15 protein-coding genes are annotated in these 16752 nt (G+C 67.4%); 12 read left to right on the top strand and 3 right to left on the bottom strand.

Going from position 1 to position 16752, the window contains the following annotated elements; translation table 11 throughout:
• The first annotated feature begins 73 nt into the window (after positions 1-73).
• The 6 genes from truB to QRN21_RS01550 all read left to right on the top strand — a co-directional run bounded on the left by truB (position 74) and on the right by QRN21_RS01550 (position 6387).
• Positions 74-967 carry a tRNA pseudouridine(55) synthase TruB gene (gene truB, locus QRN21_RS01575; RefSeq protein WP_285362982.1) on the top strand — a complete coding sequence of 298 codons (894 nt, stop codon included), beginning with the start codon at positions 74-76 and terminating at the stop codon, positions 965-967.
• A complete protein-coding gene (locus tag QRN21_RS01570) occupies positions 964-1332 on the top strand; it encodes a hypothetical protein (RefSeq protein ID WP_072591130.1) in 369 nt (122 codons plus the stop codon). The genes truB and QRN21_RS01570 overlap by 4 nt, the downstream gene beginning before the upstream one ends.
• 53 nt (positions 1333-1385) lie before the next feature.
• Positions 1386-1832, top strand: a complete 447-nt coding sequence (locus QRN21_RS01565; protein ID WP_235567465.1) for a hypothetical protein — start codon at positions 1386-1388, stop codon at positions 1830-1832.
• On the top strand, positions 1829-2782 hold the full coding sequence (locus QRN21_RS01560; protein WP_056278455.1) for a bifunctional riboflavin kinase/FAD synthetase: 954 nt from the start codon (positions 1829-1831) through the stop codon (positions 2780-2782). Before QRN21_RS01565 ends, QRN21_RS01560 begins: the two co-directional genes overlap by 4 nt.
• Before the next feature lie 209 nt (positions 2783-2991).
• Entirely contained in the window at positions 2992-5136 is a 2145-nt protein-coding gene (locus QRN21_RS01555) for a DEAD/DEAH box helicase (RefSeq protein WP_053095795.1), read from the top strand.
• A 222-nt stretch (positions 5137-5358) separates the two neighbouring features.
• On the top strand, positions 5359-6387 hold the full coding sequence (locus tag QRN21_RS01550) for an ATP-dependent 6-phosphofructokinase (protein WP_053095796.1): 1029 nt from the start codon (positions 5359-5361) through the stop codon (positions 6385-6387).
• A gap of 73 nt (positions 6388-6460) precedes the next feature.
• Here QRN21_RS01550 and QRN21_RS01545 read toward each other — a convergent pair whose 3' ends face one another.
• Positions 6461-8560, bottom strand: a complete 2100-nt coding sequence (locus tag QRN21_RS01545; protein ID WP_285362981.1) for a S9 family peptidase — start codon at positions 8558-8560, stop codon at positions 6461-6463.
• 159 nt (positions 8561-8719) lie between these two features.
• Between QRN21_RS01545 and QRN21_RS01540 the strand changes: the two genes are divergently transcribed.
• The gene (locus tag QRN21_RS01540) at positions 8720-10099 is read left to right on the top strand and encodes an inorganic phosphate transporter (protein WP_053095797.1); all 1380 of its coding nucleotides are present in this window, start codon (positions 8720-8722) and stop codon (positions 10097-10099) included.
• Complete coding sequence (locus QRN21_RS01535) at positions 10096-10431, top strand: peptidase (protein ID WP_187249511.1); 336 nt, start codon at positions 10096-10098, stop codon at positions 10429-10431. Before QRN21_RS01540 ends, QRN21_RS01535 begins: the two co-directional genes overlap by 4 nt.
• A gap of 25 nt (positions 10432-10456) precedes the next feature.
• On the opposite strand, the gene QRN21_RS01530 is transcribed toward QRN21_RS01535, so the two are convergent.
• The gene (locus QRN21_RS01530; protein WP_285362980.1) at positions 10457-11023 is read right to left on the bottom strand and encodes a TetR/AcrR family transcriptional regulator; all 567 of its coding nucleotides are present in this window, start codon (positions 11021-11023) and stop codon (positions 10457-10459) included.
• 80 nt (positions 11024-11103) lie between these two features.
• Here QRN21_RS01530 and QRN21_RS01525 point away from each other — a divergent pair, with 80 nt between their 5' ends.
• Entirely contained in the window at positions 11104-12018 is a 915-nt protein-coding gene (locus QRN21_RS01525) for a metallophosphoesterase (RefSeq protein WP_285362979.1), read from the top strand.
• A 93-nt stretch (positions 12019-12111) separates the two neighbouring features.
• Positions 12112-13572, top strand: a complete 1461-nt coding sequence (locus QRN21_RS01520; RefSeq protein WP_053095801.1) for an aspartate ammonia-lyase — start codon at positions 12112-12114, stop codon at positions 13570-13572.
• Positions 13573-13644: 72 nt separating this feature from the next.
• Here QRN21_RS01520 and QRN21_RS01515 read toward each other — a convergent pair whose 3' ends face one another.
• On the bottom strand, positions 13645-14511 hold the full coding sequence (locus QRN21_RS01515) for a fumarylacetoacetate hydrolase family protein (RefSeq protein WP_053095802.1): 867 nt from the start codon (positions 14509-14511) through the stop codon (positions 13645-13647).
• Between the two features lie 88 nt (positions 14512-14599).
• Between QRN21_RS01515 and QRN21_RS01510 the strand changes: the two genes are divergently transcribed.
• A complete protein-coding gene (locus QRN21_RS01510; protein ID WP_083569320.1) occupies positions 14600-15940 on the top strand; it encodes a PrsW family intramembrane metalloprotease in 1341 nt (446 codons plus the stop codon).
• A gap of 12 nt (positions 15941-15952) precedes the next feature.
• Positions 15953-16648 (top strand): alpha/beta fold hydrolase, encoded by a 696-nt coding sequence (locus tag QRN21_RS01505; protein WP_285362978.1) that lies wholly within the window; start codon positions 15953-15955, stop codon positions 16646-16648.
• Positions 16649-16752 lie beyond the last annotated feature (104 nt).

Here is a 16752-nt window from a genome sequence, read left to right as displayed (position 1 = left end):
GAAGAGCGGCGGACGGCGTCGACATGGGTCGCGACGGGCAGAGGGGAGTTCGAGCGCACCGTAGGCTTGAGAGATGGTCTCGCCCGGCATCCTCCTCGTCGACAAACCAGCTGGACTGACCAGCCATGACGTCGTCGCACGCACTCGACGTGCGCTCGGCACTCGCAAGGTCGGGCACGCCGGAACCCTCGACCCCATGGCCACGGGTCTGCTCGTGATCGGCGTCGAGGGCGCGACGCGACTGCTCACCTACATCGTCGGAGCGGACAAGACCTACGAGGCGACGATCCGACTGGGACAGACGACGGGCACGGACGATGCGGACGGCGAGATCCTGACCCGAGCCACGGCGGGGTCCTGGGACTCGGTCACCCCCGATCGGGTCGCGGCGGGGATCGACGCGCTCACCGGCGCGATCTCTCAGGTCCCGAGCTCGGTGTCCGCGATCAAGGTCGACGGACGTCGCGCGTACGACCGTGTGCGGGCCGGCGAAGAGGTCGTGTTGGCCGCTCGTGACGTCACAGTGTCGCGGTTCGAGGTTCTGGCGGAGCGTTCCGGTGACGGGTTCCTCGATCTCGACGTCGTCGTCGACTGCTCCTCCGGCACGTACATCCGTTCCCTCGCTCGTGATCTCGGGGCAGCGCTCGGGGTCGGCGGGCATCTCACGGCCCTTCGGCGCTCGCGAGTCGGCGACTTCGACGTCGCGGATGCCGTGACGGTCGACGGCGTCGTCGAGACAGCGCTGCTGACTCCGGCCGCCGCGGCCGCGAGGGTCCTGGACGTGATGCCGGTGTCGGCAGAGGAAGCGAGAGATCTGCGTCACGGCAAGCGGCTGGTCGGCCAGGCGGATCGGCTGGCCGGCTCCCTCGCGGCTGCGATCGACGAGGACGGCGTCCTGGTCGGCGTCGTCGAGAGGCGCGGTGCCGATCTCAAGAGCGCCATGAACATGCCGGAGGCGGCTCGATGATCCTCTGGCTGACGATCGCCCAGGTGGCGGTCGCGACCCTGGCCGGACTGTTCTGCGTGTCACTCGGCCTGGCCGGACGACGTCCGAGCGACTACTCCGTCGGTGCGCTCGCGCTCGTCGAGCTGCTCCTCGTCGTGCAGGTGATCGTCGCCATCGTGGCACCGCTGGTGGGGAACCCGCCGACGGGCGACCTGCTCGAGTACTGGGTCTATCTCGTCTCCGCGGTGCTGCTCCCCATCGGCGCCGTGCTCTGGGCGCTGATGGAGAGGAGCCGTTGGAGCACGGTGATCCTCGGGGTGGCGGCGCTGGCCGTCGCGATCATGATCTGGCGCATGCACGTGATCTGGACCATCCAGATGGCCTGACCGGTCGGCGAGGCATCCGGGGCTTCCCGCCCGGATCTAGAATGGAGGACGCTATGAGCACCACCGTTCCCACCTCCCGCATGACCGGCATCGGTCGTGTCCTCGTGATCGTCTACGCCGTGATGGCGCTGGCGGCGACCGGGCGAAGCTTCGTGCAGATCTTCCGCCAGTTCGGCGAAGCGCCTCTCGCGTATGCGCTCTCGGCACTCGCTGCCGGCGTGTACATCCTGGCGACGTTGGCGCTCGTTCTCGCGAATCGACGCGGCTGGTACGCGGTGGCCTGGGTGGCGATCGTCTTCGAGCTCGCCGGCGTCCTCGTGGTCGGCTCGCTCAGCATCTTCTTCCCCGAGCTTTTTCCGCACGACACGGTCTGGTCGATGTTCGGGCGCGGGTATCTGTTCATCCCGCTCGTGCTGCCGATCTTCGGCATCTGGTGGCTGCGCACGCATAGGCCGGCCCGTGCGGTCGCGTCCGCTCTCCGTGTCGAGGCGAGCGCATGATCGTCTTCCGAGACCCGAGCGAGGTTCCCCCCGGTTTCGGTCCCTCCGCCGTGGCGATCGGCAAGTTCGACGGCGTCCACGCGGGGCACAGAGCGGTGATCGGGCGCCTCAAGGAGATCGCTGCCGAGTCGGGGATCCGCGCCGTGGCCGTCACGTTCGACCGCAATCCGCTCGCCGTGCTGCGGCCCGACCGCTGCCCGGAGAACGTGGTCACGGTCGAGCGGAAGATCGAGCTGCTGAGCGAGCTCGAGCTCGACGCCACGCTGCTTCTGACGTTCGACGAGGAGCTCGCAGCGCGCAGCGCGGAGGACTTCGTCGCCGGCATCCTGACCAGTGCCCTGCACGTGTCCACCGTTCTCGTGGGTGAGGACTTCCGGTTCGGCCGCGGCGGAGCGGGCAACCCCGATCTCCTCCGACAGCTCGGACCGAAGTACGGCTTCACGGTAGAGGTCGTCGACGACGTCTTCCTCGACGGCTCCGACCGTCGGGTGTCGTCCACCTGGATCAGGGAACTGCTGATGGCCGGAGATGTCACCGCCGCCGCGCGTGTGCTCGACCGCAACGTCGACGTGCGCGGGGAGGTGGTGCATGGCCTCAAGCGCGGACGCGAGCTCGGCTTCCCCACGGCGAACCTCTCGGCGTCCGTCGACTCGTTCGTGCCGGCCGACGGAGTCTACGCAGGCTGGCTCGTCGACCACGAGACCGGTCTCCGCCACCGGGCTGCCATCTCGGTCGGCACCAACCCCACCTTCGACGACGTGCTCGAACGTCAGGTCGAGGCGCACGTGATCGGAGAGACCGATCTCGATCTGTACGGTCACGACGTCACCGTCGAGTTCGTCGAGCGTCTGCGCGGAATGGTCGCGTTCGAGGGGATCGAGAGGCTGAAGTCCCAGATGGCCGCTGACGTGACGGATGCCGAGACCGTCCTGTCGCGCGACGCCCGCTGAACTCGCCCTGAACTCTGCGTGTCCTGATCTGCGTGGCTCAGGCGGCATGGCATAGAATGGGCCTCGGTGGTCCCTGATCCTCGCGCGTCCTTCGCTCGTCGACGACCGCCGGAAATACTGTTCGTACGGTCCTGGCTCACGCCACACGCGGACACCGAGAACGGCCGATGCATCCTCAGGGTGTTCCGGCCTTCACGCTCAGGAGGAGCATGCCGACCACGGCAACCGCCGCAACACGGCGCAAGAAGACGTCCCGTCGCGACGATGAGGCACCCCTCATCCCGATCCTCGCCCGCAAGGTGCGTGAGATCGAGGCGAAGTCGCAGCGAGGAAAGCTCGGACCCACCAACCGGGTCAAGTTCCAGGTCATCGCCTTCCTGGTGCGTGAAGAGCGCGCCAGGGTCAAGGCGGATGCCGACATCGCCGATGCCGCCCGCGCAGAGCTTCTCAAGCGACTCGACGGCGTCGCCACGATCCTGGCGAAGACGGCGGCGCGCGACACGTCGCTGATCCAGCTTCTCGAAGCCGATCAGGCGACCTCACCGGTCGCGAAGCGCATGCGACGCGACTGGCTGCTCGAGTCGGGGGCCGAACTGGCTCCGGAAGAGCTGATCATCGCCGACATCGCGCCCGTTCAGGCACCCGTGGTGTCTGCGGCGATCGCCGAGCGGCAGGTGACCCCGCCCTCTGTCGAGGCGCGTCAGCTGGCGAACCCGTTCCTCGCGCCCGATCTCACCCCGCGCGCCACCACGACTCCGCGTCGACGTCTCGACGGCTGGGAGCTCATGGGCCCGCTCTACAAGGCTTTCGAGACCGGAGCCGGGGGAGGAGCAGCCAGTATGGACCTGCCTCCGGCGCCCGAGTACGACCACCTCTCGCCCAAGGGCCTCGAGGTCATGGTGCATCAGTCCCGCTTCCTCGAAGCGGTGCGAGAGGGGCACAGGAGCTTCCTCCTCGCCGACGAGCCCGGTCTGGGCAAGACGGCGCAGTCGGTGCTCGCGGCGTCCGTGGCCGGGGCCTACCCGCTGCTCGTGGTCGTGCCCAACGTGGTCAAGATGAACTGGGCGCGAGAGGTCGAGCGCTGGACCCCTCAGCGCAGGGCCACGGTGATCCAGGGCGATGGCGATGACATCGACGCCTTCGCGGATGTGTTCATCGTGAACTACGAGATCCTCGATCGCCACATGTCGTGGCTCGCATCCATCGGCCTCCGGGGCATGGTCGTCGACGAGGCCCACTTCATCAAGAATCTCAGCTCCCAGCGGTCGCAGAACGTGCTGTCGCTCGCGAATCGCGTTCGCGAGCGCACCCCCGGCGGCAACCCGCTGATGCTCGCGCTCACGGGAACCCCACTGATCAACGACGTCGAGGACTTCGACGCGATCTGGCGCTTCCTCGGGTGGACGACGGGTGAGAAGCCCGGGCCGGAGTTGATGGAGAAGCTCGACGCGACCGGCTTCACCCCCGCAGACAAGGCGTTCTACCCCGAGGCTCGCGAAGCCGTGATCTCGATGGGTATCGTGCGGCGCAAGAAGAAGGACGTCGCCGCCGACCTTCCCGACAAGCTCATCGCCGACCTTCCCGTGCAGCTGGACGACGAGTTCGGCCGCGGCATCCGTCAGGCCGAGCGGGAGTTGGGCGAGCGGCTCGCCGCCCGCTACCGGCGGATCATCGAGGCGCGAGGGGATCGCGGACTGGCACCCGGCGAGATCGACGACGACATCGTGCGTCTGGTCGCCCAGAACGAGCTCGAGGAGTCGAAGGCCGCTGGCACCGGGGGAGACAACGTCTTCACGATGGTGCGGCGCATCGGACAGGCGAAGGCGCACCTCGCAGCCGACTACGCGGCCCAGCTGCAGCGATCGGTGGGCAAGGTCGTGTTCTTCGCGAAGCACATCGACGTGATGGACCAGGCGGAGGCGCACTTCGCGTCGGCCGGCATCCGTTCGGTCTCGATCCGCGGCGACCAGACCTCGACCGTGCGGCAGCAGTCGATCGACGACTTCAACAGCGACCCCGAGGTCGGCATCGCGGTGTGTTCGCTGACCGCTGCCGGTGTCGGCCTGAACCTGCAGGCCGCATCCAACGTGGTCCTGGCGGAACTGTCCTGGACGGCCGCGGAGCAGACTCAGGCGATCGACCGCGTGCACCGTATCGGTCAGGACGAGCCGGTGACGGCGTGGCGGATCATCGCCGCGCACACGATCGACGCCAAGATCGCGGAGCTCATCGATCAGAAGCAGGGCCTCGCGGCCCGTGCCCTGGACGGCGAGGCCCTCGACGAGGCGGCGGCCGAGCCTGTGCAGCTGGGCGCTCTCATGCATCTTCTGCGGGAGACGCTCGGCGTCGTCTGAGCCTTCTCGAGTCGACAGAAATCGGCGTTAAGAACTCTGTTTCTTGGCGCCGATTTCTCATGTCGGGCGGACGTATCGCGCATTTCTGGCGAATCGTCGCGCAACGGCGGCAAGATCCTCGGTTTTCATCGTCTCGAATGGCGCCCGGTCCGCCCGGAGCGCTAGTGTCGATCGCAGGCAACGTCGCCTGTTCCCCCTTCCCTGAACCCGTCTGAGGCAAGCATGAAGATCGGCATTCTGACGAGCGGCGGCGACTGCCCCGGACTCAACGCGGTCATCCGCGGCATCGTGCTCAAGGGCACCACCACCTACGACCTCGAGTTCGTCGGCATCCGCGACGGCTGGCGCGGCGTGGTCGACGGGGACTTCTTCCCGCTCACCAGACACGAGGTGAAGGGCCTGTCGAAGGTCGGCGGCACGATCCTGGGCACCAGTCGCACGAACCCCTACGAGGGTGAGCGCGGCGGCGCCGAGAACATCGCCAAGACGCTGTACGGACACAAGATCGACGGCATCATCGCGATCGGCGGCGAGGGGACCCTCGCAGCAGCCGACCGCCTCGCCAAGGACGGCATCAACGTCATCGGCGTGCCGAAGACGATCGACAACGACCTGCGCGCCACGGACTACTCGTTCGGGTTCGACACGGCGGTCAACATCGCCACGGACGCGATGGATCGTCTGCGCACCACGGGCGACTCCCACCAGCGCTGCATGGTCGCCGAGGTCATGGGGCGCCACGTCGGTTGGATCGCCCTTCACGCGGGCATGGCAGCGGGCGCTCACGCCATCTGCATCCCCGAAGTGCCCATGTCGATCGACGACATCACCGAGCTCGTCTCGAGCGCGCACGATCGCGGTCGCGCACCGCTCGTCGTCGTCTCCGAGGGGTTCAAGCTGCTCGGTATGGATGAGGCCTACAGCGACAAGGGCCTGGACGCATTCAACCGTCCTCGACTCGGCGGCATCGGCGATCAGCTCGCTCCGGCGATCGAGCGCATCACGGGCATCGAGACCCGCGCGACGATCCTCGGCCACATCCAGCGCGGCGGATCGCCGTCAGCCTTCGACCGCGTGCTCGCGACGCGCCTCGGACTCCACGCGGCCGACGCGATCATCGACAAGGCATGGGGCCAGATGGTCGCGATGCAGGGCACGGACATCGTACGCGTGCCGTTCGCCGAGGCTCTGGGCGAGCTGAACACCGTTCCGCGCAGCCGCTACGACGAGGCGGCAGCGCTCTTCGGCTGAGCCTCGATCGCGTGCAACACAGAGAACGGGCCGATCCCTGCGGATCGGCCCGTTCTCTGTGTTCTTCGAGAGCTCAGCGCGACGCGAGGCCGACCGTGTCGAGGATCCAGGCGAGCTCGAACGCCCGCTCCTTCCACGAGTTGTAGCGTCCGCTGACACCGCCGTGACCGGCGACCATCTCGCACTTGAGCAGGGCGTCGGTCGCACCGGCGACGCGCAGGGCAGCGATCCACTTCGCAGGCTCGACGTAGAGGACGCGTGTGTCATTGAGCGAGGTCACGGCCAGGATGCGCGGGTAGCGCACGCCGTCGCGGACGTTCTCGTACGGCGAGTACGACTTCATGTACTCGTACACCTCGGCTCCGTGCAGCGGGTCGCCCCATTCATCCCACTCGATCACCGTCAGGGGGAGGGAGGGGTCGAGGATCGTGGTGAGCGCGTCGACGAACGGCACTGCCGCGAGCACGCCGGCGAACAGCTCGGGAGCGAGGTTCGTCACCGCGCCCATGAGGAGTCCTCCCGCGCTTCCTCCCTCGGCGACCAGGCGCTCGGGCGACGTGACTCCCTGCTCCACGAGGTGCTCCGCGCACGCGACGAAGTCGGTGAAGGTGTTGCGCTTGTTCAGCAGCTTGCCGTCCTCGTACCACTGCCGACCCATCTCGCCACCGCCGCGGACATGAGCGACGGCGAAGACGATGCCGCGGTCGAGTTCCGAGAGCCGCGCGACCGAGAAGCCGGGGTCGATCGAGTGCTCGTACGAGCCATAGCCGTAGAGATGCACGGGGCGCGGGTCGACGCCAGGCTCTCCGAACGATCGCTTCCACACGAGGGAGATCGGCACGCGGGTACCGTCCGACGCCGTGGCCCAGTCGCGCTTCTGGCCGTACTCCCGGGGGTCATACCCGCCGAGGACGGCGACCTGCTTGCGCAGATGCAGCTCGCGGGTGGCGAGATCCATCTCGTAGACGGTTCCCGGAGTCACGAACGACGTGTAGCCGAGCCGGAGGAACGGCGAGTGCCATTCCGGATTGCCGCTGACGCCTGCCGAGTACAGGGGCTCGTCGAAGGCGATGTCGTCGACCGAGTCCGTCGTGTAGTCCAGGATGCCGACCCGTTCCAGGCCTTCACGGCGGTACTCCACCGTCGCGAAGTCGCGGAACGCGTCCATCCCGAGCAGTCGACGACCCGGCTCGTGCGCGAGGACGATGCGGCGCTCACTCTGTGGGTCGGAGGCGGGCACGGAGACGAGCTCGAAGTCCAGGGCCTCATCGTTGTGCAGGATGTAGAGGCGGTCCTCGCCGTCCACCACGGCGTGCTCGAGCGAGTACTCGACGCCTTCGCGGCGCGGCCAGACGATCCGAGGAGCTGCGGTGAGATTTCCGGCGAGATCGACGAGGTACTCCTCGCTGGTGATGCTCGATCCGACGGCGATCACCAGGTACTTGCGGCTGCGGGTGATGCCGGCGCCGAGCCAGTACTTCTCATCGGGCTCGTGGAAGAGCTTCACGTCGTCCGAGACGGGAGTGCCGAGACGGTGCAGCCAGAGAGTGTCGGGCCGCCATGCCTCGTCGCGTGTCGTGTAGAGGATCCCGGTGCCATCCGGTGTGAAGAACGCGCCACCCGTGTCGGGGATCTCGTCGGGGAGCGTCTCGCCGGTCACGAGGTCGCGCACGTGCACCGTGTAGAGCTCGTCGCCCTCGAAGTCCGTCGCCCAGAGCAGCTTCGTCGCGTCGTCCGAGGTGTCGAACGCTCCGAGGGAGAAGAACTCGTGCCCCTCGGCCTCGACGTTGCCGTCGAGCAGCACGATCTCGCCCGGCACCGCCACGCCCGGCTCCAGCACCGGGGGAGTCCAGTCGTCCTCGGCCGCGGCGGTGCGGCAGTGGATGCCGTACTGCGCGCCCTCTTCGGTGCGGCTGTAGTACCACCAGGCACCGCGCCGCGTGGGCACGGACAGATCCGTCTCCTGCACACGGCCCTTGATCTCCTGGAACAGAGTCTCGCGGAGGTCGGTCAGATGGGAGAGCTTGGCCTCAGTGTGCGCGTTCTCGGCTTCGAGGTGTGCGATGACCTCGCCGGATTCCTTCTCCCGAAGCCATTCGTATGGATCATCGAAGGTGTCACCGTGGTGCGTGCGAAGGGTGGAGCGGCGGTCTGCGATCGGGGCATCAGTCACGCCTCCCACGCTATCCCAGGTCAAGTTGACCGGCACCCGGGAGGGTGGGAGGATCTACCGGGGCCGGTTAACGGAAGTAAAACCCACGGTGAACTCTTCGTTCGTCACGTCGATCCCGTCGACACCTCTCCTTTCTTCCTCAACGACCGAAAGCGAACGGTGGAAACCGCAGCCCTCATCGTCGTGCTGGTTATCCTGCTGGCACTCTTCTTCGACTTCACCAACGGGTTTCACGACACCGCCAACGCGATGGCCACGCCCATCGCGACAGGCGCGCTCAAGCCCAAGACCGCTGTCCTTCTCGCAGCAGTCCTCAACCTCGTCGGAGCGTTCCTGTCGACGGAGGTCTCCAAGACCGTGTCGCACGGGATCATCCGCGAGGACACGATCCAAGGCGACGTGTTCCTGCCGATGATCTTCGCCGGTCTCATCGGCGCGATCACCTGGAACATGCTGACGTGGCTGCTGGGTCTGCCCTCGAGCTCGTCCCACGCGCTGTTCGGCGGCCTCATCGGAGCCACCCTGGTCGGCGTCGGAGTCAACGGCATCGACTTCGGGATGGTGCTCTCGAAGATCATCCTCCCGGCGCTCATCGCCCCGCTGACGGCCGGCATCATCGCCTTCGCGGCGACCAAGCTCGCGTACTCGATCACGCGACGCTACGACGGCAAGCCCGACGGGCGCGACGGCTTCCGCTGGGGACAGATCTTCACGTCGTCACTGGTCGCACTCGCGCACGGCACGAACGACGCTCAGAAGACGATGGGCGTGATCACCCTCGCGCTGATCACTGTCGGGTGGCAGAGCAGCGAGCAGGCCGATCCGTACCTCTGGGTCATCATCGCCTGTGCGGTGACGATCGCCCTCGGCACCTATCTCGGCGGGTGGCGCATCATCCGCACGCTGGGCAAGGGGCTGACCGAGGTCAAGCCCGCGCAGGGCTTCTCGGCCGAGAGTTCGACGGCAGCGACGATCCTCGCCTCCAGCGCTTTCGGCTTCGCGCTCTCGACGACGCAGGTCGCTTCGGGCTCGGTCATCGGCTCCGGCCTCGGCCGCCGCGGCTCCACGGTCCGCTGGCGGACCGCCGGTCGAATCGCCATCGGCTGGCTCCTCACACTTCCGGCTGCAGGTGCAGTCGGTGCCCTCGCGGCCCTGCTCATCACCTGGCTCGGCCTCTGGGGCATCGCGATCGACGCGGTCCTTGCGCTGGCCGTGATCATCGGCCTGTTCCTTCGCTCCCGCAAGGATGCAGTGACCTCCGCGAACGCCATGAGCGATGTGGCCGAGTCGGGGCTCGCGATCGAGCACCCCGACACGCCCCCGCCCACGCGTCGACAGCAGCGGATCATCGAGGCCAAGGCCGAGGCCAAGGCTCGTGCGGAGGCGCGCGAGAAGGTCAAGGCTCAGGCCAAGGCGGACGCCAAGGCGAAGGCAGCGGCCAAGGCCGCGAAGAAGGCCCCGAAGACGGGAGCCTCGACGCGGGTCGACGGCCCCGGGGTCGACAGTCCCGAGACGGCGAAGAGCGAGGAGTCGAAATGAGTGTCGGCATCGACTGGGGCGCATTCGTCCAGGTGTTCCTTGCGGCTCTGATCGGAGCCTGCGCGGTCGTGACGTTCTATGCGTTCGGTCTTCGGCTCCTTGTTCGCAGCGGACACGCGCCGGTCGTGAGCCCGGCGGAGTTCACCGACGCCATCACCGTGATCTCCGAGAAGGAGCTCAAGCGGGCTGCCAAGCAGGCGGCCAAGGCGGCGAAGAAGAGTCCGCTCACCGAGGGGCAGCGACGGATCGCACTGTTCGGCGCGTACGGATGCTTCGCGCTCTGCGCGGCTGCGGTCGTGGCAGGCATCCTGATCATCGTCGTCGGGCACTGACCGACGAGTCCTGCCCAGGAGGGCGTCAGCGGAGGAGACCCGCGACGAGGTCGTCGACGATCTCGTCGGTGGTGGTGTCCGGATCGATCGGGGTCGTGAGCCGATCGAGCAGCAGGCCGTCGATCGCATAGTGGAAGAGCGCGATCTCTCGGCGACCACCCGGAAGGCCCGCTCCCGCGTTGAAAGCGACGTCCGCGTCGAACCCCGCTCGCTGCCACGCGCCGAGAAGGGCGCCGACCTCGGGGCGGCGGCTGCTCTCGAGCCGCAGCTCGAACAGTGCGAGTGTGACGTCGCGGTCGTCGGTGAGGCGACGCACGATGTCGCGGACGTACTCGGCGAAGAGCTCTCTGCTCGGCTCCTCCGATGACCGCCGTGCGAGGTCGTCGTCGCTGGGGGCGAGACGCTCGCCGATCCGATCGACGAGGCCCGCGATGAGTGCCTCTCGGCTACGGAAGTAGTTCGAGGTGGTGCCCACCGGCACGGCCGCGACGATGTCCACGGCTCGGTGGGTGAGACCGCGAGAGCCATCGGTCGCCAGAACGGTCAGCCCTGCATCCGCGATGATCCGTCGCCGTGTCTCGTTCTTCGCCATCCGAGCACTGTATCGCGACTACTACAGCTGCCGTGGAGTCGTCGCCCGTCCGGTGTCGCGCCGCGGCCTAGGCTGAGACCATGTCAGCGCCTTCCGACAGCGGCTTCGTCTTCGGTCGCCATGATCCAGCCTCGCACGTCATCATCCATGTGAGCGACCCGCACTTCCTCGCGGGTGGAGCGCGGCTCGGCGGACGATACGACGTCGAGTCGAACTTCGCTCGCACCCTTGAGGCGATCAGGGCCGTGCACCCGCACCCGTCGGCGATCGTCATCACCGGCGACCTGGCCGACCTGGGGGAGCCGGATGCGTATCGCCGTCTCCGCCGCGCCGTCGAGCCCGTGGCGCAGGAGCTGGGGACGACCGTCGTCTGGGTTGCCGGCAACCACGACGAGCGGCCGGCGCTGCGCGAGGGGCTGCTCGACCTGCCCGCGACGGAGGAGCCCGTGACGGGCGAATGGGACCTCGACGGTCTGCGCCTGATCGCCCTCGACACGAGTGTGCCCGGATGGCATCACGGCGACCTGGACCCCGGCCAGCTCTCATGGCTGGCGGAGATCCTGAAGCAACCGGCGCCGCACGGCACGCTGCTCGCGATGCACCACCCGCCGCTCCCGAGCCACCTTCCGCTCTTCGACATACTCGAGCTGCGGCACCAGGACGAACTCGCGGAGGTCATTCGTGACACGGACGTGCGCGGTATCCTCGCCGGCCACCTGCATTACTCGTCGCACGGCACCTTCGCGGGAGTGCCTGTCAGCGTGTCCTCGGCGACCTGCTACACGATGAATGTCGCTCGTCCGGCCGCCGATGTGAACGGCATGGATGCGGCGCAGGCGTTCCAGATCGTGCATGTACGACCCGAGACGATCACCCACACCGTGGTGCCCGTGACCGACGCGAGGACCGGCGATCACTTCTCGATGGCGTGGCTGGAGAGAATGGCCCGTCTCAGCCCGGCAGAGCGTCTCGAGGCTTTCTCTCGCAAACGCTGACCCGCCGTCGTATCCCTGGCCGTGCATGCACGCAGGCGTAGACTGGATGCATCCCCCGCACCACACGCTCGCCACTACCCACAAGGATGTGACATGGCTTCTGCCGCGCCTGCCCCCACCCGCACCGAGACCGATTCGCTCGGGAGCATGGAGATTCCCGCCGACGCGTACTGGGGGATCCACACCGCCCGCGCCGACGCGAACTTCCCGATCACCAAGCGTCCGATCTCGGTCTATCCGGACCTCGTCGTCGCACTCGCGATGGTCAAGCAGGCCAGCGCCAGAGCGAACCGCGAGATCGGCGTCCTCGACCCCGAGCGTGCGGACCTGATCGATCGGGCCGCCCAGCGTGTCATCGACGGAGAGTTCCACGATCAGTTCACCGTCGGTGTGATCCAGGGCGGTGCCGGCACGTCGACGAACATGAACGCCAACGAGGTCATCACCAACATCGCCCTCGAGCTCGCCGGACGCGAGAAGGGCGACTACGCGTTCCTCTCGCCGATCGATCACACGAACCGCAGTCAGTCGACCAACGACGTCTACCCGACGGCGGTCAAGATCGGTCTCTCTCTGACACTCCGCTCGCTGCTCGAAGAGCTCGATCTGCTGCGCATCTCGTTCCTGCACAAGTCGCACGAGTTCCACGATGTGCTCAAGGTCGGACGCACGCAGCTGCAGGACGCCGTGCCCATGACTCTGGGTCAGGAGTTCCACGGCTTCGCTTCGACCCTCGGCTACGATCACACGCGCCTCACCGAGAACGCCTCGCTGATGTTCGAGATCAACATGGGTGCGACCGCCATCGGCACCGGGATCACCACGCACGTCGACTACGCACCCGCTGTGCTGAAGCATCTGCGCGAGATCACCGGACTCGACCTGGTGACGGCCGGCGACCTCGTCGAGGCGACCAGCGACACCGGCTCGTTCATGTCGTTCTCGTCGACCCTGAAGCGCAACGCCATGAAGCTGTCGAAGATCTGCAACGACCTGCGACTGCTGTCGTCGGGTCCGCAGGCGGGCTTCGGCGAGATCAACCTGCCGGCGATGCAGGCCGGTTCCAGCATCATGCCGGGCAAGGTGAACCCGGTGATCCCGGAGGTCGTCAACCAGGTGGCGTTCGCGGTCGCCGGCGCGGACATGACGGTGACGATGGCGGCCGAGGCCGGGCAGCTCCAGCTCAACGCATTCGAGCCTGTGATCGCCCACTCGATCTTCCAGTCCATCACCTGGATGCGACAGGCGATGTGGACGCTGCGCGTCAACTGCGTCGACGGCATCACCGCGAACCGAGACCGCCTCGGCGCCATGGTCGGCGCTTCGGTCGGCGTCATCACAGCACTCACGCCGTTCATCGGATACGCCGCCGCGGCCGCGCTGGCCAAGACCGCGCTGCTGACGAACAGGAACGTCGCCGACCTGGTCGTCGAAGCCGGACTGATGTCTCGCGAAGAGGTCATCAAGCAGTTGTCGCCCGCGCGTCTGTCGGGACTCGAGGCCATCACGGCCGCGATCCCGGTGATCGGGTCCGAGGACCTCATCGAGATCTGACTCCGAGCACACGGAAGGGCCCCGGCGACATCTCGCCGGGGCCCTTCCGTGTGTCACAGAGTGAGCGGGTGATCAGTCCAGCACGCGACAGTGGGTGGTGAGCTCGCCGATGCCGTCGATGCCGACCGTCACCGTCGAACGATCCCGGAGGAAGATCTGGGGGTCTCGAGAGTATCCGGCACCGCCGGGGCTCCCGGTGGAGATCAGAGTGCCGGGAAGCAGCGTCAGGGACTGCGAGAGATGCGCGATGAGCTTCGCGACCGAGCGCACCATCTGATCCGTGCTCGCGTCCTGGACGGTCTGGCCGTCGACGATCGCCCAGATGTGCAGGTCCTGCGGGTCGGCGACCTCGTCGGCCGTGACGGCGAAGGGACCGGTCGGGGTGAAGCCGTCGAACGACTTGCACCGTGACCACTGCGCTTCAGAGAACTGGACGTTCCGCGCGGTGATGTCGTTCACGACGGTGTAGCCCCAGACGTGCGAGAGCGCGTCGGCCTCTGCGACATCCTTCGCCGGGGTGCCGATCAGCACACCGAGCTCCGCCTCGTAGTCCACAGCCTCGCTCAGCGAACGCGGCCACGACGTCGTCTGCTCGTGGCCTGTCAGCGAGTTCGGCCACAGGGTGAACACGGTCGGAGCGGCGTCGGTCTTCAGACCGAGCTCGCTCGAGTGAGCCGCGTAGTTGAGGCCGACCGCGAGGACCGCCGGGGGAGCGATGACCGCTGAGGCGAAGCTCCACCCGTCGAGCGGGTGCCGCGGAGCATCGCCGTCGAGGGCCGAGCGAAGAGCGGTGAGCGTCTGCTCGCCCCCTTCGATCAGCTGCTGAAGCGTCGCAGGGGGGTCGGGAAGGAGATCGGAGACGAGGATGGCATCGGCACCCTCCACCACTGCGAGATGCGCAGCAGGAGAGTCGGCACGACGCAGATGAGCGAACCGCATGCTCCTACGCTATCCGCTGCTCGGCTCGATTGCCTGGAGGAAGTCGCCAGACCCGGGCGAAGTTGGTTGTTCGCCATATGCTTTGGCTATGAGTTCCGGAGGACCGTCCCAGCCATCGCCGTACACGCCGCCGCCCGCGCAGCAGCAGCCGCCGACGTATCCCCAGCAGCCGCCGACGTATCCCCAGCAGTATGCTGCGCAGCCCCCGCAGTATTCGGCGCAGCAGTACGCGCAGTCGAACTACGCCCCGCCGCAGTTCTCCCAGCGTCCTCAGTACGCCTCGGTCCTCGCGCAGCCGACCCCGTATTCGCCTCCCGCTCCGGCCGCACCCTCGCCTGCCCCCGGTCTTCCTGCCCTGCCGGCGGCACGCCGAGGCGGACGCGTCGCGCTGTTCGCGCTGTTCGGCTTCCTCGGTCTGCTGATGCTCGGGCTCATCGCCTACTTCGGTCTGTTCCTGGGTCCGCTCGCATCGATCATCGGCCTCGTCCTCGCGCTCGTCCCGCTCGCCATCGTCTTCTTCGTCGTCCGTATGATCGACCGGTGGGAACCCGAGCCCAAGTCGCTGGTGTTCTTCGCGATCGCCTGGGGTGCGATCGCCGCCGTGGGACTCACGCTCCTCGTCGACCTCGGGCTGACCGCGCTCCTGGGGTTCCGGGGAGAAGTGGCGGGCGCCGTCATCCAGGCGCCGATCGTCGAGGAGTTCTGGAAGGGTTTCGGAGTCTTCCTGATCTTCCTCATCGCGCGTCGCTCGTTCGACGGTCCGGTCGACGGGGTCGTCTACGGGGCGCTGGTCGGTGCCGGCTTCGCGTTCACCGAGAACATCCAGTACTTCGCGATCAGCCTCATCGAGGGCGGCGGCGAGCAGCTGACGGTGACCTTCATCCTCCGGGCGATCATGTCGCCCTTCGCCCACGCGATGTTCACATCGCTGACGGGTCTCGCCATCGGCCTGGCCGCTCGACGGCACGCGTCGACAGGGGCCGCACTCGGGTTCGGTCTGCTCGGGATGCTGGGGGCGATGGTGCTCCACGGCCTGTGGAACGGATCGTCCTTCGCGAACTTCTTCCTCCTCTACTTCGTCCTCCAGGTGCCGCTGTTCGTGGGGTTCATCGTGGGGATCATCGCGTTGAGGCGCGAGGAGTCTCGCCTCACGAAGGCCCGTCTGGGCGATTACGCGGCCGCCGGGTGGTTCACCCCCGAGGAGGTCACGATGCTCGCGACTCCCGCCGGGCGCAAGACCGGCCTGGCATGGGCGTCGCAGCTTCGGGGCGATCGGCGTCCGCTGATGCGCGAGTTCATCAAGGACGCCACCATGCTGGCATCCGTCCGCCAGCGCGCGATAACGGGGCGCGACCCTATGGCACCGGCGGACGAGCAGGCGCTGCTCGCCCGAACCCGCGCCACTCGGGCTGCTCTGCTGGCCTACTGAGACCCGCTGATCATGGCCCTCTTCATCCTCGTGCACGGAGCAGGAGACACGGGGTGGTCATGGCATCGGCTCGCCGCCGTCCTGCGGGAGCGCGGACATGAGGTGATCGCACCCGACCTGCCGGGCGATGACGAGTCCCTCACTCTCACCGACTACGCGGATGCCGTCGTGGCCGCGGCAGACGCGAGACGGGGCGGTGTCGTGGTCGGCCATTCGTTCGGGGGATTCACCGCACCGATCGTCGCTGAGAGATTGGCGGCGGACGTGCTCGTGATGCTGGCGGCGATGATTCCCGACCCGGGGGAGCGTCCGGACGAGTGGTGGTCCAACACCGGATTCGAGGATGCCGTGGCGGCGCAGGCAGCCCGCGACGGAGGCCTCACCGGCAACGACGATCCGCACATCGGCTTCTATCACGACGTGCCGCGAGGGCTCGCCGACGAGGCGATCGGTCGGGAGAGAGCACATCCGTCGGTCGCATCAATGGCCGTCCCGTGGCCGCTCACGGCCTGGCCCTCTGTTCCCACTCGGTTCGTCGTCTGCACGGAGGACAGATTCTTCCCGCCCGCATTCCTTCGCGACCTCGCCCGGAAGCGCCTGGGCATCGTCGCCGACGAGATCGAGGGGAGTCACTGTGTCGCCCTCAGCCGGCCCGAAGAGCTCGCATCGATGCTGATCGCCTACGCGCAGGAGCAGCAAGCGTCATGATGCTCGAGCCGTCAAGCAGGTTCCGTACCAAGACTCAGCGCCCGGTGCTGCGGCGATGCCTGCATGTCTACCGGGCGCTGAGTTGATCTGTAAACAGGGTGCAC

Source organism: Microbacterium sp. LMC-P-041 (assembly GCF_030209555.1).
Taxonomy (GTDB): domain Bacteria; phylum Actinomycetota; class Actinomycetes; order Actinomycetales; family Microbacteriaceae; genus Microbacterium.
This window is presented reverse-complemented; position numbering and strand designations above follow the sequence as displayed.